General features: G+C 56.3%; 13 protein-coding genes. 8 read left to right on the plus strand and 5 right to left on the minus strand.

Features of this window, described 5'->3' with window-relative positions:
- The first annotated feature begins 74 nt into the window (after window positions 1-74).
- The 6 genes from ESZ00_RS09570 (at window position 75) to ESZ00_RS09595 (ending at window position 11,359) form a co-directional block, all read left to right on the plus strand.
- The gene (locus ESZ00_RS09570; protein WP_129208052.1) at window positions 75-2,315 is read left to right on the plus strand and encodes a M28 family metallopeptidase; all 2,241 of its coding nucleotides are present in this window, start codon (window positions 75-77) and stop codon (window positions 2,313-2,315) included.
- 710 nt (window positions 2,316-3,025) lie between these two features.
- Window positions 3,026-4,393, plus strand: a complete 1,368-nt coding sequence (locus ESZ00_RS09575) for a right-handed parallel beta-helix repeat-containing protein (protein ID WP_129208053.1) — start codon at window positions 3,026-3,028, stop codon at window positions 4,391-4,393.
- 312 nt (window positions 4,394-4,705) lie between these two features.
- Entirely contained in the window at window positions 4,706-6,490 is a 1,785-nt protein-coding gene (locus ESZ00_RS09580; RefSeq protein ID WP_129208054.1) for a class I mannose-6-phosphate isomerase, read from the plus strand.
- 9 nt (window positions 6,491-6,499) lie between these two features.
- Window positions 6,500-9,379, plus strand: coding sequence for a glycoside hydrolase family 38 N-terminal domain-containing protein (locus ESZ00_RS09585; protein ID WP_129208055.1), 2,880 nt, complete (start codon window positions 6,500-6,502; stop codon window positions 9,377-9,379).
- Between the two features lie 15 nt (window positions 9,380-9,394).
- Window positions 9,395-10,399 carry an L-rhamnose/proton symporter RhaT gene (locus ESZ00_RS09590; protein WP_129208056.1) on the plus strand — a complete coding sequence of 335 codons (1,005 nt, stop codon included), beginning with the start codon at window positions 9,395-9,397 and terminating at the stop codon, window positions 10,397-10,399.
- A gap of 3 nt (window positions 10,400-10,402) precedes the next feature.
- Window positions 10,403-11,359 (plus strand): ROK family protein, encoded by a 957-nt coding sequence (locus tag ESZ00_RS09595; protein ID WP_129208057.1) that lies wholly within the window; start codon window positions 10,403-10,405, stop codon window positions 11,357-11,359.
- A 42-nt stretch (window positions 11,360-11,401) separates the two neighbouring features.
- Here the strand turns inward: ESZ00_RS09595 and ESZ00_RS09600 are convergent, their stop codons facing one another.
- Window positions 11,402-12,358: a DeoR/GlpR family DNA-binding transcription regulator gene (locus ESZ00_RS09600; RefSeq protein ID WP_164981433.1), complete on the minus strand. Its 957-nt coding sequence runs from the start codon at window positions 12,356-12,358 to the stop codon at window positions 11,402-11,404.
- On the opposite strand from ESZ00_RS09600, the gene ESZ00_RS09605 reads away from it, so the two are divergent.
- A complete protein-coding gene (locus ESZ00_RS09605; RefSeq protein ID WP_164981434.1) occupies window positions 12,350-14,629 on the plus strand; it encodes a hypothetical protein in 2,280 nt (759 codons plus the stop codon). The genes ESZ00_RS09600 and ESZ00_RS09605 overlap by 9 nt on opposite strands.
- On the opposite strand, the gene ESZ00_RS09610 is transcribed toward ESZ00_RS09605, so the two are convergent.
- Entirely contained in the window at window positions 14,615-15,718 is a 1,104-nt protein-coding gene (locus ESZ00_RS09610; protein ID WP_229741213.1) for a PepSY-associated TM helix domain-containing protein, read from the minus strand. The two genes, ESZ00_RS09605 and ESZ00_RS09610, sit on opposite strands and share 15 nt — an antisense overlap.
- On the opposite strand from ESZ00_RS09610, the gene ESZ00_RS20305 reads away from it, so the two are divergent.
- Window positions 15,641-15,835: a hypothetical protein gene (locus ESZ00_RS20305; RefSeq protein WP_229741217.1), complete on the plus strand. Its 195-nt coding sequence runs from the start codon at window positions 15,641-15,643 to the stop codon at window positions 15,833-15,835. The two genes, ESZ00_RS09610 and ESZ00_RS20305, sit on opposite strands and share 78 nt — an antisense overlap.
- A gap of 11 nt (window positions 15,836-15,846) precedes the next feature.
- Here ESZ00_RS20305 and ESZ00_RS09615 read toward each other — a convergent pair whose 3' ends face one another.
- The 3 genes from ESZ00_RS09615 to ESZ00_RS09625 form a co-directional block, all read right to left on the minus strand.
- Window positions 15,847-18,021 (minus strand): S9 family peptidase, encoded by a 2,175-nt coding sequence (locus ESZ00_RS09615; RefSeq protein WP_129208061.1) that lies wholly within the window; start codon window positions 18,019-18,021, stop codon window positions 15,847-15,849.
- A gap of 86 nt (window positions 18,022-18,107) precedes the next feature.
- Window positions 18,108-21,326, minus strand: a complete 3,219-nt coding sequence (locus ESZ00_RS09620) for a TonB-dependent receptor (protein WP_129208062.1) — start codon at window positions 21,324-21,326, stop codon at window positions 18,108-18,110.
- Window positions 21,327-21,390: 64 nt separating this feature from the next.
- Complete coding sequence (locus ESZ00_RS09625; RefSeq protein WP_129208063.1) at window positions 21,391-22,035, minus strand: FMN-binding negative transcriptional regulator; 645 nt, start codon at window positions 22,033-22,035, stop codon at window positions 21,391-21,393.
- Window positions 22,036-22,067 lie beyond the last annotated feature (32 nt).

Below are 22,067 nucleotides of genomic sequence, written 5' to 3' on the forward strand. Positions count from 1 at the left end.
CGTTTGATCCATTGGGGGCTGCGCATCGGCCTTCACATCTTCTGTCGCAATTCACCTGGAGAGGTTTGTCGCATATGCGTGTTGTTGTGGCCGCAGCCTGCCTGGCTGCTCTTACCGCTCATGCCGTGGATACAGGAAAGTCCCTGCGTGGCTATACCCCGGCTGACTCGGCGACCGAGGTGCAGTGGGAACAGAAATTCCGCGCGATTCCCGAGCCGGACAACATTCGCGAGAACATGCGCCGGCTTTCTGCGCGTCCGCACCACGTCGGCTCGCCCTATGACAAGGACAATGCCGAGTGGCTGCTGGCGCAGTTGAAGTCCTATGGCCTCGATGCGAAGATCGAGACCTTCTCGGCGCTGTTTCCCACACCGAAGTTTCGGTCATTGGAGCTGTTAGGGCCACAGACTTTCAAGGCGACGCTCGAAGAGCCAACGCTCAAAGAGGATCCGACTTCGGGACAGAAGAGCGAGCAGCTGCCGACCTACAATGCCTACTCAACCGATGGTGATGTGACAGCTCCGCTGGTGTATGTGAACTATGGTCGGCCGGAGGATTACGAAGAACTCGAGCGCATGGGCGTATCGGTGAAGGGCGCGATCGTGCTGGCGCGTTATGGCGCGAGCTGGCGCGGCATCAAGCCAAAGGTGGCGGCCGAACATGGCGCTGTCGGCTGCCTGATCTACTCCGATCCTAAGGATGACGGTTACTTCAACGGTGATACCTATCCCGAAGGCCCGTCGCGGCCGGACGAGGGCGTACAGCGTGGCAGCGTGATGGATATGCCGGTGTATCCGGGCGATCCGCAGACCCCGGGCGTAGGTGCGGTGGAAGGCGCGAAGCTGATTCCGCTTGATCAGGTGAAAACCATCACCAAGATTCCGGTGATGCCGATCTCCTACGCGGATGCGACGCCGTTTCTCAAGTCGCTGGGCGGGCAGGTGGTGCCGGAGGCGTGGCGCGGTGGCCTGCCGTTCACCTATCACGTGGGGCCGAGCACGGTGAAGGCCCACCTGGTGCTGAAGTTCAACTGGGACCGCGCGCCGCTGCGCGATGTGGTAGCCACGATTCGGGGAGCGAAGTATCCGGATGAGTGGGTGATTCGCGGCAATCATCACGACGGCTGGGTGAATGGGGCGGAAGACCCTATCTCAGGCGCGAGCCCGGAGCTCGAAGAGGCTCGGTCGCTCGGTGAGCTGCTGAAGCAGGGGTGGAAGCCGGATCGCACCATCATCTACTGCTTCTGGGATGGTGAGGAGCCCGCTCTGCTCGGTTCAACCGAATGGGTGGAGACGCATGCGGAGGAACTGAAGAAGCATGCGGTAGCGTACTTCAACACCGACGGCAATGGTCGCGGATATTTCGGCGCTGAAGGGTCGCACACTCTTGAGAACTTCGTGAACGACGTGGCCAAGGACATCACCGATCCGGAGACTGGGATGTCGGTGTGGAAGCGTGTCCGGTTGGTGGATCTTTCGCGTGCAGATGCGGATAGGAAGAAAGAGATTCGTTCGCGTGCAGATCTGCGGATTCCAGCGCTAGGTTCGGGATCGGACTACTCGGCCTTTATTGATCACCTGGGGATTGCCAGCGTGAACGTCGGCTACGGCGGTGAAGATACCGGCGGGCAGTATCACTCCATCTACGACGATTTTTACTGGTACACGCATTTCTCGGATACGAACTTTGTCTACGGCAAGGCGCTGGCGCAGACAGTCGGCACAATGGTGCTGCGCATGGCCGATGCCGATACGCTGCCGTTCGAGTTCGGCGATTTCGCTGACACCATCCACATGTATGTGGACCAGCTGCAGGCGTTGGCCAAGAGCGAGCGCGAGAAAGCGAAGGAGCAGGATGAGGAGATTCGCGAGGGCGTGTATAAGGCGCTCTACGATCCGAAGAAGACAATGGTGCCGCCCTCCATCGAGCCGATCCCGCCTTTCCTGAACTTCGCGCCACTGGAGCAGGCATCGGAAGATCTGAGCGATGCGGCCAAGAAGTTCGACAAGGCGTATGCCGTAGCTGGGGGCGTCGCTCCTGCCGGGCTGAACGCCGAGCTGATCGAGAGTGAGCGTGATTTGACTGATGAGCAAGGGCTGCCCAACCGGCCCTGGTTCAAGCACCTCATCTACGCGCCTGGGCTTTACACCGGCTACGGGGTGAAGACGATTCCGGGCGTGCGCGAGGCCATCGAGCACAAGGACTGGACGGTGGCGCAGGAGCAGATTGGCCTGGTCTCGGCGGCGCTGGAGCGTGAGGTGGAGTTGTTGAAGAGGGCGGCAGCGGCGCTGCCGTCTCCGAAGGAAGGCGAGTAGTCACGCTGTACGCAGAGGGAAGCATCGCGCAGGGCGGCCAAGGCCGCCCTGCTTTTTTATGGAAGACACGGGGCAGTCGATGAGGAATATGTGGCTGGTTGCACGAGAAGACGCCGTAGTATGGACCAGCGCCACCCTTCCGGAGTGAGCGAGAAATTCTTGGTACCAGAACGGCAAACGGACGGAGTCGCCCCTTCTCACATACTTCGACTCCGTCTTCAGCAATTACTCAATTTAACTCTAAGCTCTGACTGTCAAGTGAAGCCTGGACAGTCAGTTTGATGGGCTTGGCTAGAACTATCCTTCTGACTGGTATGGAAAGACGAGGCCCTTCAACTGCCAGCAGGCTGATTTCTCTGTTATCCCCAGTTGGAGCGAACAGCAGAACACGGTCTCCATCGGCACCATTGAGAAAGGGCCATGGGTCAGGGCAATCTGCCTCGTGAAGTCCAGATCGCCTGTAAGCTCATGTGGTGAGTCCTATCCACCGAAAACACAATAACCACGGCGCGAAGAGAGCTAGCACGCTCTCCGCGCCGTACTCTTTTCTGCCTATGCTTTCTTTTATGCGAACTCACCCCCTGGCCGTTGCTCTGTTTTTCGCTGCGATGGCACTGCCGGCACACGCCACGTCATTTTATGTAGATGCTGTGCACGGTGACGATCATGCCTCCGGATCGCGTTTACATCCGTGGAGATCGCTGGATAAGGTGAATCAACATGCTTATCTGCCTGGAGACTGCATCCTTCTGCATGCCGAGTCGCGGTGGCAGGGACAGCTTCATATTACAAACTCCGGATCGGAAGGCTTGCCCATTCGTATCGATCGTTATGGGCAAGGCTCATGGCCGCGCATCGATGGAGCAGGTCTCGCGCGGGAAGCTGTGAGCCTCATCAATGTCTCCTATATGGAGGTGCGCCATCTCGAAATTACGAATCACACGGCACAGCCGGCTCTTCTGCGTGGAGTCCTGGTTGCAGCGATTGATAGCGGGACGGTGCGCCATATCGTGCTCTCGGATTTATATCTTCACGACATCTCTGGTACGGAGAAGAAGAAAGACTCCGGAGGCATCATATTCCAGACCTCAGGCAGTCATATTCCGAGCCGGTTCGACGACTTGCGCATAGAACGCAATCTGCTCTGGAAGGTCGATCGTTCGGCCATTGCCGGCCTAAGCGATGAAGCCGACCGCACGCGTTGGTTTCCCAGCCTTCACGTCGTTATCCGTGACAATGTCGCCGACGATATCGGAGGCGATGGCATTGTTCCCTGGGCTACGGATGGAGCGCTGCTCGAGCACAACATCGTGTGGCATGCGAATCAGCGCGCGGAAAGTTACAACGCGGCTATCTGGCCCTGGAGTACCGATAACACGACTCTGCGCTGGAATGAGGCAGCATGGACGCATTCCACGCTCGACGGCGAAGGCTTTGATTCCGACTACAACTCGCGCAACACGCAGTTTTTTCAGAACTACAGCCATGACAACGACGGTGGCTTTATGCTGCTCTGTACTCCGGTGCGCCGCGATGTTCGCAAGAACTTCGGCAACTCCGGAACGGTAGTTGCTTATAACATCAGCCGCAACGATCACAGCCGCACCTTTCATTTGAGCGGTGCAGATAGCGTGACAATCCATCACAATGCCATTTACACCGCGCAGGGCGAGGATGTGCAGCTCCTCCTCGTAAGCGACTGGGATGGATGGTCAAACGATGCGCGCCTTGCCTTCAATCTCTTCGATGTGCAGGGAGCCGGCCGCTATGGTCATGGAGCCGAAAGGCACTCAGACGGTACGTTCTCTCTTGCTCCGGGCTGGGGTGGCGCTACAGAAATTCAATTCCAATGCAACCACTATGTGGGTAGACAGATCGATGCACCGCAGGACTCCTGCTCTCCTGATGATCAGGCTAAGGCCGTAAAGCCTCTCGACTGGAGTATGCTTCCACCTGAGCCCACCTTTAACCCACGCAACCCAACGGGGCTTCCGGTTTTTCTTTCTGCACATCGCAAGTGGATGTATCGCCTTTTTTCGCTGCAGTTTTCTGCAAATATCAAGCTTTATCGTCCGTAAATATGAGCTCCTTCTGAATGCCGAGATGCTGAGTCGGGCTTAACCAGCTGAGCACGATTTCTAGAGCTTGTCACCGTCAGATGGATTCTCACCTCCTCCGATCTCGCTTCCGGCCTGGAATCTGTGTCGTCCCATTGCAGTGGGGCCTTACTGATGCGAAGGCCAAGAAGACCATGCAGATACACGAGAACCACGGTGTCGCCTGCTCATCATGCGGTTTTATTGAAATTGAGAGAATAAGACTTGATCGTTATGGTTATTTTCGATCATATTGAAAGACGTATCACGCATAATTGAAGGTGAGCACTTTAAATGGATGACGCTTCCGGTACAGGACTAACGGTGCGTGGCTTTTATGATCGGCAGCCCTTTCTTTGTATCGAGGAGGACTCGACAGCGTGCCTGGAAGGCATGGAGGAGATTCTTGCCGTTCTCGGTCGTGCCATTGCCGATGCCCATACGGTTGTACTTGAGCAGTATCCGGGGGTGCTTTCTCAACCGTTACTAGAATCGCTTCGTACTGTGCTTCCTGATGTCTTGTTTGTGAACTGCGAAGATGCATACCAAGAGCCGGAGCACTTGCGGCAGCAGTTTGCCGGCACGCTAGGCGACGACCCGGTATTTGGATTCTTGCAAGCGTGGGATGTGGCGGCTTACTTCGATCCGAAGCGACTGGAGGGGATTCGTGAGCGGATTCGAACGCATCATGGCGTGAGTGTTGTCTTTGGAACGGGTGCTTCACTCGCATGGGAGAAGCCGGATTTACTGGTGTATCTGAGCGGAACGCGCTGGGTATTGCAGAAGCAGCAAAGAGCCCATCGCATCGGGAATCTTGGTTTGGACAATGCGGCAGATTCGCCTGCAACGCTGTACAAGAATGCCTTCTTTCTGGAGTGGCGTGTCGGAGATGCATTGCGGCGCGAGTTATTCGAGCGAGTGGACTGGTTTGTAGATCTGGACGATCCGGAAGTGCCACGAGTGCTTGCTGGCAGTGTGCTGCGACAGGCCGTGAAGGATGCAGTGTTGAGGCCATTTCGCGTAGTCCCGTTTTTCGATCCTGGGCCCTGGGGCGGGCAGTGGATGAAAGAGCGTTTTGGGTTGCCGGAAGATGCTCCGAACTACGCCTGGGCGTTTGACTGTGTGCCTGAAGAAAACAGCGTGCTGCTGGGTTTCGGCGACAGAAGGTTCAGCCTGCCGGCACAAGTATTGGTGGAGCAGGAGCCTGAAGCGCTGCTGGGAGCGGCTGTGCACCGGGAATTCGGTGCGGAATTTCCCATCCGGTTCGACTATTTGGACACAGTGGGTGGTGGAAACCTGTCGTTGCAGGTTCACCCGCTACGAGCATACATTCGCGAACACTTTGGGATGAAGTACACGCAGGACGAGAGCTACTACATTCTTGACTGCGAACCAGGCGCGCATATGTACCTGGGGCTTCGTGAGGGAGTAGAAGCGGATAAGTTTGCCCATGCTCTAAGCGAAGCGAATGCGGGGCGCGAGCGCCTGGATGCGGAGCAATGGGTGAATCGGATTCCTACGCACAGGCACGATCATTTTTCTATTCCTGCGGGCACAGTGCACTGCTCCGGACGAGACAACGTGGTGCTGGAGATCTCCGCAACACCCTACATCTTTACCTTCAAGTTATGGGACTGGGGAAGGATGGGGCTGGATGGCAAGCCCCGGCCAGTGCACTTGAAGCATGGGTTGGAAAACATACAGTGGGACCGGGATACGGAGTGGGTGAATGAGAACCTGCGCCGTCCTGTTGCAGTGGTGGCTGAGGGGGAAGGCTGGCGTGAAGAGAAGACCGGGCTGCATGAGCTTGAGTTTCTGGAAACACGCAGGCATTGGTTTACCCAGCCAGTGATGCACGATACATGCGGCACTCTGAATGTGCTGAATCTCGTAGAAGGGGATGCCGCCATAGTGGAGAGCCCGGATGGCCGCTTTGCGCCGATGATGGTGCACTACGGCGAGACGTTTATTGTGCCAGCAGCCGTTGGGACATATCGAATTCGGCCAGTCAATGAAACAGAGACGCCGCTGGCCACGGTGAAGGCATATGTGCGCACGGACGAATTTGCAAAGCGATAGGTGAGGACGATGCAGCGACGCGATGTGTTGAAGGGCTTGGGTGTCACGGTAGGTGGTGCATTGCTCCCGCGTGCAGGATGGACACGCATTCTGGCGACAGGCGGTCTGCCGTTGGTGACAGCTGTTCGCGGGCTCGTACGGAAAGACGGGAAGTTATTGCAGCCCCTGCGGATTGCATTGCCGGAAGCGGGGGCTGGCGTACAGGTGGTGACGAAGCTGGATGGGGTGGAGGTGGATCGTCGCACGCTTGAGAGCGGAACGCATGGCTTCGAGGTGTTGGTAGAGCCGGTGACCGCGGCGCGTATAAGTCAGGTGGCGGTTGCTGTGAATGGCATGGAGCAGGCAGCGAGTGTAGAGCGGAAGCCAGTGTGCAGGGTGCTGGTGTATGTGCTGCCGCATTCACACCACGACCTTGGTTACACAGATCTGCAAGCGAACGTGGAGGAAAAGCAGATTAACAACATTCTACTGGGCATGGATCTGGCGCGGAAAACCGCGAGCTATCCGGAGGGTGCACGCTTTGTGTGGAATCTGGAAGTGTTGTGGGGTGCGGATCTGTTTCTGAAGCGGAGGCCGGAGAGTGATCGCGCCGCATTGCGTGAAGCAGTGCGTAAGGGATGGATTGGACTCAACGGATCATATGCGAATGAGTTAACCGGGCTTTGCCGTCCCGAAGAGCTGATGCAGCTCTTTCGCTTTGGTACGCGGCTGGGCAAGGAATTTGACGTGCCTGTTCGTTCAGCGATGATGAGTGATGTGCCAGGCTTTACATGGGGCACGGTCATGGCGATGTCGCAGGCAGGGATTCGCTATTTCTCGGCTGCACCAAACTTCTTCGATCGTATCGGCACATTTATGGAGGCATGGCAGGACAAGCCGTTCTGGTGGATTTCACCATCGGGCAAGGAACGAGTGTTGTTCTGGGTTCCATGGACCGGCTATGCGATGTCTCACGTGATGAAGCTCGGCGATGAGTGGGTGGACAAGTATCAGGATCGGCTGGATATGGTGAGCTTTCCGTATGACATCTCGTATATCCGGTGGTCAGGGCATGGAGATAATGCAGTGCCTGACCCAGAGCTGAGCGAGTGGATCAAAGATTGGAATGAGACGTACGAGTGGCCTAAGTTTCATATCGCGACTACGGAGGTTGCATTCTCTGCCTTTGAAAAAGCCCATGGAGACAGGCTGCCTGAGTTCCGCGGGGATCTGACACCGTACTGGGAGGATGGCGCAGCTTCTTCAGCATTGGAAACGGCGCTGAGCCGCAACGCCGCGGAGAAGATCGTGCAGGCAGGAGCGCTGGCGGCATTGTCCCGGCCAGCAGCGTACGATGTGGCACGGTATACCGAGGCCTGGCGGAATGTCTTGTTGTATTCCGAGCATACGTGGGGAGCATGGAACAGCGTTTCGGATTCAGAGAATCCGTTCGTGCAGAAGCAGTGGGACGTGAAGCGCAGGTTTGCTGTAGATGCAGCGCAGCAGGCGAATGAATTATTGGAACAGGCAATTGGGACGCCTGATCAGAACACCGCGGAAGTGGACATCTGGAACACGACTTCGTGGGTGCGAAGCGAAGTGGTGTTGTTGAGCAGGGAACTCTCCCAGGTTGGAGACCATGCAGAAGACGAGCATGGCAGAAGCGCTCCGACGCAAAGGCTTGCTTCCGGCGAATTAGCGCTCATGGTTGAGAAGATCGAACCCTTCAGCAGCAGGCGGTATCGTTTGACGGGCAAAAAAGCCGTGCGCCCTGAGCATGCAGTGACGGTACGAAGCGGAATTCTGCAAAACGGCAAGCTGCGCGTGACCGTGGATGCAAAAACGGGCGACGTGATCGAACTGGTGCAGCAGGGCGATGCGGTGAATCTTGTAGACACCTCAAATGGCGCGGTGAACCGCTTTCTCTCTATGGCCGGGAATGACGTCGATCATCTGAAGCGGAGTGGAGTGCCAGCGATAACGGTAGAAGATGCAGGCCCGCTGATTGCGACACTGCGTATCGAGTCATCCGCGCCGACGTGCAACAGGCTGGTACGCCGTGTGCGACTGGCGGCAGGTGCGGATCACGTGCTGCTCGAAAACCTCGTGGACAAGCAGCGCGCGCCGCTGAATCCGAATCCAGGCAACGGGGACCAGGGTAGTGCATTTGCGCAGCGTGGCAACAAGGAGAGTATCCAATTCGCGTTCCCTCTGGCCGTTGCGGATGGAAAGATGACGATGGACGTTCCGCTTGCGGTCATGCGGCCAGAGCTGGATCAGCTGCCGGGCTCATGTAAGAACTGGCTGCCGGTGGGGCGCTGGGTCGATGTGAGTTCGGAGACGCGCGGCGTAACATGGGCAACACTGGATGCGCCGCTCGTAGAGATTGGCGGAATCACGGCGACCATGCTGGGCTCACAGAAAAATCCGGATGTGTGGCGTAAAAAGATTGCCGAGACACAATTGCTCTACTCATGGGTGATGAACAATCACTGGGGAACGAACTATCGGGCGTATCAGCAGGGGCCAGTCACGTTCCGGTATGCGCTGCGGCCGCACCGTGGAAATTCGGCTGCGGAGAAGCAGGAGTTCGCAACCGGTTTGACGCAACCTCTGGTGGCAGCACCTGCTACAAATGCGGAAGACGTTCGGGAGCCGCTGCTGCGGATATCTCCGGCAGATGTGGTGGTGCAGAGCCTGATGCCGAGCGAGGATGGCAAGGCCTGGATTGTTCGGTTGTTTGGCGCGTCTGGCGAAGCGCGGGAGGTTATGCTGAACTGGTCAGCGAGGGCGAAGGCAGGAAAGACGTGGATCAGCAATCTTGCAGAAGAGGCGATAGCGCCTGCCAATGGAGTAATCACGGTAGCAGGATGGCAGCTGGTGACCGTTCGAGTTGAGCGTAATCTGTAACCAGGACAGCGACATATGCATGATGCAGCAACGGGTGGGATGCTGTTGATCCTGGCTGGCGTGATGAATGGCAGTTTTGCTCTTCCCATGAAGCGGATGCCGCGCTGGGAATGGGAGAATGTGTGGCTGGTGTGGTCGCTGCTTGCGCTTGTGGTGATGCCGTTAGCGACTGCGCTGGCATGTGTGCCGCATTTGTTTAGCGGCCTGCAGGAAATACCCATGACTACGCTGCTGCCTGTTGTGCTTTGCGGTGCCGCCTGGGGTGTTGCACAGGTTCTGTTTGGATTGAGCGTTGTAGCGATTGGGATGGCGCTGACATTTTCCCTGGTGCTCGGGATTTCCGCAGCGCTGGGCGCGGTGATTCCGTTCCTTCACTTTCATGAAGACCTGCTGTGGACCCGATCGGGTGCGTTTCTCTTTATCGGTCTGGGTGTATTGGCGCTGGGTATGGCATTGTGTGCATGGGCCGGGGCCTTGCGTGAGCGCGCAGCCGGAGGCGCGGCGAAAGCTGCCTCTATTCGGTTTGGGTTGTTGCTGGCGATAGCAAGCGGTGTTTGCGCGAGCTCGATGAATGTAGGGTTTTCCTATGCGAAGGAACTAAGCGTAATGGCGGTAAGGCACGGAGCATCTCCTGCCGGCAGCGCGACGGCGGAGTGGCTGCCGCTGTTGGCAGGCGGAGCAATTCCAAACCTTTTTTATGCTGCATATCTGTTGCGGCGGGGAACAGCGGGACGCTATCTCGATGTAAGAACGCGATGGTACTGGCTACTTACCATGTGCATGGCCAGCTTGTGGTTTGCAGGCACCACGTTGTACGGGGTGGCGAGCGGAATGCTGGGAAGTCTGGGAGCTGTGCTTGGATGGCCGGTATTTATGTCCATTATGGTGCTGGTCGCTTCCTTGCTGGGCTGGATGGCAGGTGAATGGCGAGGTTCCGGCTCGAGGCCGGTGCGCGTTCAGTTTGCGGGCCTCATCTTATTGACGGCGGCGGTATTTCTTTTCTCAAGGGCAGCGGTTTAGTCCATGCGACATGCAATCGCGATTGATCTGGGTGGATCTCACGCATCGATCGGGGTGATTCGCGAGAATGTGCTACTTACAGCGCGGGATATTTCCGTGGAGGCCATGGATGGATTGCAGCCTTTGCTGCCGCGACTCCGGGCGTGTGTGGATTCACTGCTTTGCGAACAGGGACTGACATCTGCAGATTGCATCGGTACAGTGCTAAGCCTGCCGAGTCTCGTGGACTTCCGCTCTATGCGGATCGCTTCCGTGAATAACAAGTATCCCGATGCGACGACGGTCGATCTTCAGGAGTGGTCGCGGGAGGCATTTGGATTGCCGCTGGTATTGGAGAATGACGCACGTGCGGCATTACTCGGAGAGGTGACTGCAGGCGCGGCCCAAGGCCTCCGGGATGTAGTCATGCTGACCCTGGGCACGGGTGTTGGCTGTGCTGTTCTGGTAGATGGTATTCCGTTTCGCACGATGCAGCCGCAGGGCGGCAACCTGGGTGGGCATATTCCGGTGCGCCTGGATGGGAGGCAGTGCGTGTGCGGAGCATCTGGCTGCCTCGAATCAGAGGCCTCTGGCTGGGCTTTGCCTCTGGTTGCGAAAGAGATGCCAGGTTTTTCCCGAAGCGCACTTGCGCATGAGCCCGGGCTGGATTTTGCGACGCTGTTTGCGTGGAGCGATGCGGGCGATATCGTGGCATCAGAGCTGGTGCGGCACTGCATTCGAGCATGGAGCGTGGGGACCGTTGGGTTGATTCACGCATATGGCCCGCAGCAGGTTGTATTCGGCGGAGGTGTGCTAGCCCGCGCCAACGATGTGCTGCCGGCAATCCGCAGCTATGTGCAAACCCATGCATGGACGCCTGCGGGGCCAGTGGAGATCGTCGCTGCACAGTTGGGGAATCGCGCGCCGCTGTATGCGGCTATCGCACTGATCGAGGAGGCTGAGCGGATGCGTGAACGATGAGGCAGCGCTGGAGTCTGCGGTGCAGGAGATAGCTACAGATCTTTAGGCTTTGATTATTGAAATACCCTGTTTCTCAAAAGGCGCGATCAATCCGCGGCTTGCTCCGCTATCTGTAATAAGACAATCGATGTTGCGCGTTGGGCAGAGAAGATATTTACTCATATGGCCTAGCTTACTGTGATCTGCCACCACGACCTTTTTTGTGGATTGCGCTGTGAGTTTCCGGAGCAGCTCGGCCTCTGCGGGGTTTGTGCAGGTTAGACCGCGTTGCGCATCAATACCGTCGACTCCAAGAAAGATAATGTCTGCAAAGAGCATTTCCGTGGAAGCATTCGCGATCGGTCCGATGAGCGTAAACCAGTTGCCACGCAGCACGCCGCCAGTGACGATCACCTCAATATCCTTGCAGTTGCTCAACTCCATGGCGACGTTCACCGTATTTGTAATGATCGAAATTCCGCGCATGGTTTTCAAATTCCGCACGACTTCGGTTGTTGTCGTTCCTCCACTCAACGCGATGGTCTGGCCCGGTTGGACCATACCCGCAGCGACACGCGCAATTCTTCGTTTTTCGTAGGCAAAGCTCGCTATTTTGTCTTGGAAGGATGTGTCGTTACGGAAAGGTTCATAGAAGAGAGGACCTATAGGTACCGCGCCTCCACGCACTCGTTTAATTAAGGAGCGCTGCTCCAGATCTGCAAGATCTCGCCGAATGGTGGCGAGGGAGGCACCAAATGTTTTGCAAAGGCTCTCGATGGAGACTGTTCCAGATTCCTGCAGTGCACGAAGTATGTATTCATGCCTTGCAGCAGAGTTATCCGCTTTCCTCGCCATGAGACGGAGGATATCAAATATTGTCGCGAGGATTTCAATGCCTCGCTGAGCACTGCAGGCGCCGGAGCTGATATCCGAGAACCCGTTTATTTGCTCCATCCAGCTGGATGGAGCAAATTGCATAGGTTTAACGCAAAGATGAAGAGGTAGATCGCAATGACGCATCCATGGAAGCTCCGGAAGAATGCTCAATTCAAGACTACGTTTAACCGTCGCCAGTTCTGCGAAGCAGGTGCTTCCGCGATTGCAATGGCATTTCTGCCTGCAAAAGCTCGTACTGCAATGGCTGAACCGACCTCCACAGACATGTCTGGGATTCCGACGTTGGATGAGTTGGGAACAGGATGGCTCGACTGCAGTCAGTTGGCGCACATGCCGTCGCTCCATAATTTCCATGAAATGGCTGCATGCGCGCCAGACCTGGTCGGCGTCAATTTTTTACCTGGCGGGCAGCTTTATAAAGATTCAGGGCCTCACTGGTTTATCTATAACACTCTGCCTTTATGCCGCATGTCTGTCGATGGCGCGACATATGACAGTACGAGCTGCAAGTGGTCCGCCTACCAGGCAGTAAGGCGTACGCAGCTCCCTGATCTTGAAATAGTGACGACAAATCGTCTTGTCATGGAAGAGCCGGCCATTTTGTGGCGAGTCAGGTTCAGGAATACCAGTGAGACGGAGAAAACCATTCGCATATCCATCGAGACAGATGGCGTTCTCAGGGAATTTATAGGAGGAGTTCAACTGGTAGCGAAGTCACAAGAATTTGCGATGACCGCGGTCTATCAGGTTTTTGATTCTCCTCAACACGATGCGAATGGTACGCGAGTGGAGTGGGTGTTGCACCTTCCTCCGAAGGAATCCCGAGAGATTCGTTTTTCTATGAACGCTTGTGCCAAAGACAACGAGCCTCAAGCAGTTATGTCTATTCCGTGGTTTGAGTCAGAGTGGGTTCGAGCAAAGAAGGTCTGGGAAGATCGCTGGAAGGATGCTTTTACACCTGGTAACAAGTTTTTCTCGGGGAATGCACCTACCTTACATACAGAGGATGCTGCGATCCGTGTAATTTACTACCGCAGCATACTGACTCTCATGGTTCTACTCCGAACCAACCTTTGGAGCAAAAGGACGTTTATTACAAGTGGGGAACGAGCGAAGGGAATTGTCTATTACTGGGACACCTCGCTCTTTTCGACACTTTTTGCCATGCTTGAACCTAAGGGGATGAAGGAGCAGATCAAGCTCTTTCTTGAGCAAGATCCACACGAGAGTGCTGTCATCGTGTTCAAGGCCGGACGCCCTGCTTCCCCCGAGAAAATAGTCAGGTCTGAAGGATGGGACCTCAGAGGTTATGCTGCGAACGACCTCTCCATCTTTCGCTTAACGTGGTCGTATTTATCTGTAACTCAGGACAGAGCATTTCTGGCTGAAACAATCGGAGATCAGACAGTAAACGAAAGATTGCGAGCCCTGGCAACTGGATGGAAGAGGCTCTTACGTGAGCCATCGGACAAACTTGCGGATTACGGGGAAGCGCCTAACCTTTTGGAATGTGTTCCTACGTATATCCACAAAGTACCATCTTTCAATTCGGCAAACGTGTGGATGATGCGTGAATATGCCGGCATTCTCGACTTAACAGGAGATCATTCGGAAGCGGTCGAACTTCGCAGAGAAGCAGAGGGGATGGCCAAGGCTGTATTAACTCTCTATGAGCCAGGCAGAGGTGTATGGGTAAGTGTGCATCGGGATGGCACACGGGTTGAGATGCGGCACTGCTATGACTTTGCTACCGTTGGCAGATTTATGGCGGCAGACTTGTCTCCCGCCATTCGCCAGCAAATGGTTGAGTTTGTTCAGAGTGAATTGTTAACTGAGAGATGGATGCACGCCCAATCGTTGCTTGATGTAGCGGCTGCCAACTCTGATCGTCCTGATCATGGTCCGATGGGAGCCTATGATGCATGGCCAGCGGTGACCGTTGATGCAATGTGTGTGCTTGGGTATTGGGAGAACGCGATTTCGTTCTTACGCAGAACCGGAGTTGCAAACTACGAAGGCGTTTATGCGCAGGCGCATGAATTTTACGGGCCAAGACGGCGTGAATATGACGCTCCAGTCCGGATCGCACAACGCGGAGGCTGCATGCGGGAATGCACGGGTGGCGGTGCTTTTGCTGAGACCATTATCAATAGGCTGTTCGGTTACATACCCAGGCTGGGACAGCCATTGCATTTATTCGAACCACAGACTCCTCGAGGGTTTGCAGGAGAGCTTTCTCATGTGCGCTACGGGAGCAGTCAATTCACGATCCAGTCTGATCGCTCAGGTCTGCATTTGAGAAATGAAGTTAATGGAAATGCGCATGTTGATCGAATGCCAGCGCATTCCCTTTCGTATAGTGTCTGGGGGCGATCAGATTCAGGCCGCATTTAAGGCTTTTCTCCATTTCGAAAGGCATCGATTCCAATACATGAGAATGCCCGTCATGGCGAGAGCGGGGAAGGCGAGTCCGGCGGTAGCCCAGAGGATTTTCCCAAGCATGCCGAACGAAGTCCCGAAGTGGAGTGGAACCGCAAGCCATAGGAGCCAGTCTCCCAGGGTGTGATTCTGGCCACGGTGCCAATTGAGAAAAAGATTGCCGCTGGATTGATCGAAATAGACGAAGTCTGTATTCGCATAGTCTCCCATGGCGCCTCGAGCCATATAGACGGTGAAGATAGGAGCGCGGCCTGAACCGTAAAAGAACCCCTCCAGGCGTGCGGGATGAGAGTCAGAAACCGCACGCTCAAGGGTGGAGGTGAGGTCGAAGGTAGCGGGTTCAGCCGATGAAAACCGGGCCTGGAAGCGGGCGATGTCTTCGGCGGGATAACGCGCTGTAGTCATAGGCGAGAGCAGTGAGATAGCGCGCTCGAAAGGGGTTTCCCAGGCAAAGTAGATGCCGGTGAGAGCCCAGGTAAGGCTGAAAAGAATAGTCCAGAAGCCTACGGCGCTGTGAAGATCGAAATTGATCCGCTTCCAGTTGAGGGAAAAATTCACCTTGAGGGCGCGTGCCCAATTGCGGATACCGGGCCACCAGAGGAAGAGACCAGTGACAGCCAGAGCAAGGAGAATGCCTGCGCCAAGGCCATTCCACTGGCGGCCGTTTTTTCTGAGCAAGAGGTCGATATGAAAGCGTTCGACGAACCCTATCCACGTGGCATCCTGATCCTCTTCACCGGCCACTTGGTCGGTTGCTGGATCAACGTAGAGGGTGACAGCGGGTTGGCCGGATGCTTGGAGATTGATCTGATAAAAGCGGTCGGCATCGGTTGGGCAGCTGGCGAGTTGCGGCATGAAATGCGGATGTAGATGCTCAGCCGCCTGGAGTGCGGTGACGAGGCTTGTCGGTGTACAGGGCGTGCCGGGGGGTGATCCTGTGAAGTGTGGTCGCGGCATCAGTTCGTCATGAAAGACAAGAATGGAGCCACTGATTCCGATAGCACAGATATAGAGGGAAAACAGAATACCTGCCCAGAGATGAATTTGAAAGCAGGCACGACGCATCCAGAGCTGCCGTGGGCGATGGATGAAGCTGCGGAGCCAGCCTTGCGGCTGGCTCGTTTGCGTGACTCCTGGATTGCTTGGGATAGGCATTGCTGATGGAGTGTCCGCTATCTACCGGCCGTTTCAGGTGGTAAGTGCTGAGAGAACCAGTCCAGCTCACGGGTAAGCGAATCGATCTGGTGTTCCGTCTCGCGGAAGATGTGGGGCTCGCGTGGGTAGATGACCATGACGGCTTCGCGATTCAGGAAGCGTAGTGCATGGTAAAACTCTTGTCCCTGGCTGAGCGGGACGCGAACGTCTGCGCCACCATGAAGTACAAGGGTAGGAGTATGGCAGTTGGCGGCAAAGCGCACCGGGGAGTGCAGGTCCAGGTCCTTATAACTCTTGGCGTAGACGTTATACAGCGCGTCAAGATAGCTCGGAGCAATGTCCGTTGTCGTGGCCATGCTGTAGACATCTGTTACTGCTGCGCCGGCCATAGCCGCTTTGAAGCGATCCGTGTGCGTTACAGCCCATGAGGTCATGAAGCCGCCGTAGCTCCAACCCGCAATAACCATGCGGTCGGGATCGGCATAGCCTTGCTGGATGACCCAGTCGGTGCCTGCCATCACATCGGCAAAGTCCCCACCGCCGCCATCCTGATAATTGGCCTCGGTAAAGTCAATAGATTGCCCGGAGGAGCCTCGGTAGTTTGGTTGAAGAACAACATAGCCTTGCGAGGCCAGCAGGAGAGCGTAGTTGTACCATGTGGCGCTGAATCCAACTGTAAAGGACTCTTCAGGGCCGCCGTGAATGTGGATGGCGGTCTTGTAACGCTTGCCGGGTGTGTAGCCAGGAGGCAAAGTAAGCACGCCGTAGATGATGCGATGGTCCTTGGGGTTTATCCACTGTACTTCGCGCTGTTCGCCGAGTGCCCAGTTCTTCGTCTGAGGATTGGTGTCCGAGAGGACGGTCGTATTCTCTGCGTGCCATACAGTGACTTCCGCCGGTTGTGTGGGTGTTTCACTCAGGAAAGCGATGGAAGAGCCGTCCTTGGTCGCGTCGAAATCGAGGGCTGTAGGTGTGAGATGGCCGAGCTGCGTTGCGCTGAGCGTCGCGGGATCGAAGATGTGCGCTTCTGTGTGAGCGTGCACGAAGGCATTCACAAGTAGTCGGTTGCCGGTAAGCCAGCGCATCTCGTAGAGGGTGCCGTCGAGCTTGTCTTCGAGCCGGATGTCTTTGCCGGTAGCAAGATTGCGGATGAAGTGCTCATCGGTGATGCGCTTTTGTGTGAAGCGGGAATAGGAGATGTTCTGCCCGTCTAGTGAATAGATGGGTGTTTCATAACCGGATTTCTTCTCAATTACCTGCGTGATCTCCCCACTCGATGTTGAGAAAATTTCGACGACGGAGACGCGCCAGTAATCGTCGATGCGCGGTGTGGGCGAAACACGGGCAAGAATGCCCGTGCCGTCCGGAGACCAATCAATGGAGTCTACATTGACGTCCTGGCGAGAGAGCAGGCGCGCCTGATGAGTATCGATGTCATAGAGCCAGAGTCGATCGAAATGATATTCGCCGTCGATGATCTCGCGATCGTCCTTTTTTTTCTTGCGCGCACTCTCTTCGGGGGTGTCAGAGTCTGTGCGAAGAAATGCGATCTGTTTACCATCTTTCGACCACTCGAAAGATTTGATGCCACCGGGGAGATTGGTGAGAGGTTGGGCTTCGCCGCCGTCGAGCGAGATCGACCAGAGCTGCATATCCTTACCCTCGTTGTCTCCGCTCGACACAGATACAGGAGGCTGAGGTTGAGGATCTTTTTGCTGCGGGGTGGGTGTCTGCGATTGCGTCGGCGGAGTGCTCGAGGACGTATCGATCAGCTCCTTCGGGATATCGCCGCGATAGTTGCCGGGAGCCACGCTGAAGTGGAAGGGCGATCCGGGAGATGCGAGCGGGTTCGGGCGATTGGAAAGAAAGACGAGGGTGCGGCCATCCGGTGACCAAGCCGGAGAGCTATCGTCTCCAGAGCCGGAGACGAAGAGTCGGGCCGGCGAAGAGTGATCGGTGGAAACGAGCCAGATGTGCGTGTTGCGTGGCTTACCCGCGGGCATGGGCGTTGTCACGGTATAGGCAATGAGCTTGCCATCAGGCGAGATCTTTGGCGTTTCGATGCTCCTCAGGCCAGCGATATCGGCAGGCTGTACGGTGTGCTTCTGCGCATGACAAGGAAAAGAGAGGAGCAGGGAAGCGAACGCGAGGAAGCAGGCGCGGCGATATGAGACAGAATGGGAGACGTGCATCGAGACTCCTGGAATATGTGCTCGAAAAAGAATCAGAGCGCACCAAGCGAACTGGCAAGCTACGATAGCAGGCGCGCTCTGATTATTTAGAACTGCAGCTTAAGTGCGAACTGCATGGAGCGCGGTGAGCCGATCTGATAAAGGCTGCTAAAGCCGCCATCGGCGCCGCCTCCACCGAGACTATCGGCAAGCGTGTGTTCGGAGATACCGAAGTATTGATTTGTCAGCGAATTGCGATCGCTGTCATTGGTGCCGGGATCGCCAAAGAGAGGGTGGTTAAAGACGTTGAAAGCTTCTGCCCGGAACTGAAGTGCCAGGCTGTCGTGGATCGGGAAGGTGCGGCGGAGAGCGACATCTTCCTGCCATGCGCTGAAACCGCGAATGGTATTACGCTGCAGGTCACCCTGCGCATCGATAGTGGGCGTGGAGAAGTGACCGGGGTTATAGCCCTTGCCGCCGGGACAGGGCAGACCGCCATTGCGGGCCGCGCAGGTGGAACCGCGGACGTAGAGTGGCGAGTTTGGGACGAGGTTGGGTCGTTGGTTCACCGCGTCGTCATTCCATTCCATGCCGAAGGCACCATAGACGCCGGTGTTTACATTGACAGGGAGTGCTGTATTGGAGCGGAAAAGACTGTCGAGGGCCCAGCCGCTGCTGACATACCGCGTAAAGGCATGGCTGCTGTGGAGGCCGGGCATCTCGTAGGTGATGGCATTCGAGAAGGACTGGCGCACGTCGAGGTCGGAATTGCCATAGTCCTGATGCGGGTCGTAGATCGTGTGATACGGGTTGGGTAGCGCGAGGCTTGAGGAGTTATCGAGCGCATGCGACCAGGTGTAGCTGAAGAGCGCCTGGAGGTGGTGCGAGAGGTTCTGCTTGAATTGGACCTGCAGAGAATTGTAGTTCGAATATGCGTGATTGAAGTAAGCAGTCAGATATTCGAAGTTGGCATTGCCGCCTTCCGCCGGCTGGAGGAGTTCGCTTCGGAGTAGGTTATCTCCCTTGTTGCCGACGTAGCTGATCTGGAGGGTGCGGCTGCTGCCAAGGCTCTGCTGGAGGGCCACGTCCCACATGGTAACGCGGGGATCCTTGAGGTGAGGATCGAATGCAAAGACGAGGCTATACGGTGGATCGGTGCTGAGAGGAGCAGGTGTGCCCGCGGAGGTGTCAAGCGGATACTCACCGTCCGCGCCATAGAGGTACTTGGTGCTGGTGTAAGGAGTCCCAAGGGTTCCCTGAGCGCCGATCTCATTTCCAAGACCGTAGTAAACGCCTGCGCCGGCGCGGACGACCGTTTCCCACCCAGGCTGGGTGCGGGCGAGATAAGAGAAGCCGACACGCGGAGCAAAATTGGTGCGGCTCTCATTCCAGAGTTTGGTCCCAGCTGGAGCAAGCTCGACGTTTGCCGGGTCTTCCAGGTTCGTGGCGGTATAGAGAGGGTACTTGCCTGAGCTTGGCGGAGGATCGATGTCCCAGCGGAGGCCGTAGTTGAGGGTAAAGCGAGGGCTGATCTGCCAGGAATCTTCGGCGAAGAGAGAGAGGTTGTTGAAGACAGGGTGAATCTCGGCCGTCTCGGCGCTATCGATCGCGGCGTAGACAGGTTCCTGCGTGGTTACCAGCGTCTTCACATCGGCGAAGTCGTAGAAGATGTCGTAAGGCCGATATCCATTGAGCGGCGTAAGACGCCGATAGTCGCCGCCGAATTTGAACGCATGGTGGCCGTGAGTCCAGCTGAAGCTATCGACGTAGTTGAGCTGGCGCTGGTGGTTGGTTGCGTCGTTGCCGACGTAATAGTCGCCGGTTCCGTCATTGAAGAAGACACCGAAGACCGCAGTATTCAGGTTGTATTGGGGCTGCGACTGGAAGAGGTAGGCACTCGAGGGTACAGTTGCGCCGCCGAAGTCAGTCGGGCTAACAGTGGTGGCTCCTTTGGCGTGGCTGATGTTGAAGCGGAAATCATTTACGAGCGACGGACTGATGATGTACGTGGCGCCGGCCGTAATGGTGTCGACATTGGAGATCGTGTGGCTGAGTGTGGAGCGCGTGTAAAAGTCGAAGGCACCGTATTGCTCGCCATCCGAGGGTGCGTAATTGCCGCGGATGAAGAGATTAAGCTTTGAGGTCGGGCTATAGTCGAGCCTGACGCTGGTCGCGTTCAATGTCGATGGATTGGAGAACGTGGCATAGAAGATTCCGGTGTAATTGCCGGTAATATCCTGCCCCGCGGATGGTTTGGCATAAGCCTCAAGGAGCGGGGCGACCGCCGAGGAGGCCTGGTTGCGGGCCCAGGTTGTCGGCACAACATCCTCTCGGGATTCGGGGACGCGGAGCCGCAGCCCCTCATAGGATCCGAAGAAGAAAAGCTTGTTCCTGATGATGGGGCCGCCGAAGACGCCGCCGAAATCATTCTGCTTCTCGGCCTGACGCGAGAGACCTTCTTCATTATTGAACCAGTTGTTGGCGTCGAAGATCTCATTGCGGAGATATTCGAAGAGAGTGCCATGGAACTGATTGCTACCGGAACGGGTCACGATCGAAAGCTGCGCGCCGGTGGTGCGACCGTACTCGGCATCGAAAGTGGAAGTCTGTATCTTGTATTCCTGCATCGCGTCGACGGAGACAAGATTGTTATATCCGCCATTGTTGCTCGTAGCCTGCGAAGTGCCGCCGCCGGCCGTACCGAGATAGACGTTGCTGCCCTGAGTGATACCGACGTCGGCGCTGACACCGTCGATGGTGAAGTAGTTGGCATCTGTCCGCTGCCCATTGACGCTGAACTGGCCGGCATTGGTGTAGTAGGTCTTTGCGGTGACATTACCGGGCGTCAGCGCAATCAGGGCCTGGAAGCTACGGCCGTTCAGAGGCATATTCTCAACGAACTTGCGATCGACGGTGGTCGAAATAGCGTTCGAGGTCTCGAGTTCATCGGTTTGTCCATTCACGGAGACAGATTCGCTCGTGGAGCCTACTTCCAACGTGATTTCCTCGCCAAGGTTGTCCTGCGCATGGAGATCGATGCTCTCGATGATGCCTTCCTTGAATCCGGAGGCGGCGATGCTGAGCTTATAGCGGCTGGGCTTGAGCTGTGCAAAGTGGAAGATGCCGTCCTGGCCGGTGGTCGCGGTCTGTGACTGGTTGGTGGCAATGTCGGTGATGGTCACCTTTGCCCCAGGAATGCGCGCTCCGCCGTGATCGGATACGGTTCCGTTCATCGCTCCGCTTTCCAATTGCGCGGAGGCCATCTGTGTCAGCCCCGCAAAGCTGAGGATCAAGATCAAGAGAAGAACAACAGGGTGTCGCTTCATAGCGTCTCCTTAAAAACCTTTCGGTAACAGCGTGTACAACCAAGAAAATGGCTTCGCCGATGTGCTATTCGCGCCCGGCGTTCTGATCGCGAATCATTGCGGCAAGCTTGCGATGCTCGGGAGCGTCATGCCTCCCAAGCACGTCCGCGACTGCCAGTGCATCGCGCAGCGGTTCGTCCTGTCCCAGCTTGAATTTGGCTTCCACACGCGAAACGCGCAGACGGAAACCGGTGATGCCGGCAAATCGGCGGGTGATCTCACTGCGGGGAATCTCGCTGGTCTTCCAGCCGCTGGAATAGGAAGCTTCCATGCTGTTCACCAGGAGCTCAAGCGAGCGATCGAGTTCCGGCTCTTCCTGGAACTCGATGGTGCCGTAGCAATGTACGGCCGAGTAGTAATAGGTCGAGGGCATCTGGCGCTCGGGATACCAACTGGCCGTGACGTAACTCCAGGGGCCTTCGAAGATTGCCAGCACCGGTGTGGTGTTCTCCCGCAGAGCGGCAAGGTGTTCGTTCGCCCGGGCGATATGGCTGACGAGTACAAGTTCATCGACCGAATGATCACCGGCAGCTTCTTCCACCAGAAAGGGAAGATTCGTAGCCAGAGGACCTGCATCGCTTTGGCTGACGAGGAGCGCCCACGGGTTCTCGTCGATGATCTGTCGGATATCTGCCGGCGATTTGGGTTGCCAGCACGGGCGCACAAACATACACGTCTCCTGGAATGCTTCGGCTGCACCTT

Origin of the sequence: Silvibacterium dinghuense (genome assembly GCF_004123295.1) — a bacterium.
GTDB lineage: Bacteria > Acidobacteriota > Terriglobia > Terriglobales > Acidobacteriaceae > Silvibacterium > Silvibacterium dinghuense.

Coding starts and splice junctions, on each gene's coding strand:
- ESZ00_RS09570 (WP_129208052.1), top strand. CDS start 75: ATGCGTGTTGTTGTGGCCGCAGCCTGCCTGGCTGCTCTTACCGCTCAT.
- ESZ00_RS09580 (WP_129208054.1), top strand. CDS start 4,706: ATGGATGACGCTTCCGGTACAGGACTAACGGTGCGTGGCTTTTATGAT.
- ESZ00_RS09585 (WP_129208055.1), top strand. CDS start 6,500: ATGCAGCGACGCGATGTGTTGAAGGGCTTGGGTGTCACGGTAGGTGGT.
- ESZ00_RS09590 (WP_129208056.1), top strand. CDS start 9,395: ATGCATGATGCAGCAACGGGTGGGATGCTGTTGATCCTGGCTGGCGTG.
- ESZ00_RS09595 (WP_129208057.1), top strand. CDS start 10,403: ATGCGACATGCAATCGCGATTGATCTGGGTGGATCTCACGCATCGATC.
- ESZ00_RS09605 (WP_164981434.1), top strand. CDS start 12,350: ATGACGCATCCATGGAAGCTCCGGAAGAATGCTCAATTCAAGACTACG.
- ESZ00_RS09600 (WP_164981433.1), bottom strand. CDS start 12,358: ATGCGTCATTGCGATCTACCTCTTCATCTTTGCGTTAAACCTATGCAA.
- ESZ00_RS20305 (WP_229741217.1), top strand. CDS start 15,641: ATGAAAGACAAGAATGGAGCCACTGATTCCGATAGCACAGATATAGAG.
- ESZ00_RS09615 (WP_129208061.1), bottom strand. CDS start 18,021: ATGCACGTCTCCCATTCTGTCTCATATCGCCGCGCCTGCTTCCTCGCG.
- ESZ00_RS09620 (WP_129208062.1), bottom strand. CDS start 21,326: ATGAAGCGACACCCTGTTGTTCTTCTCTTGATCTTGATCCTCAGCTTT.
- ESZ00_RS09625 (WP_129208063.1), bottom strand. CDS start 22,035: ATGTTTGTGCGCCCGTGCTGGCAACCCAAATCGCCGGCAGATATCCGA.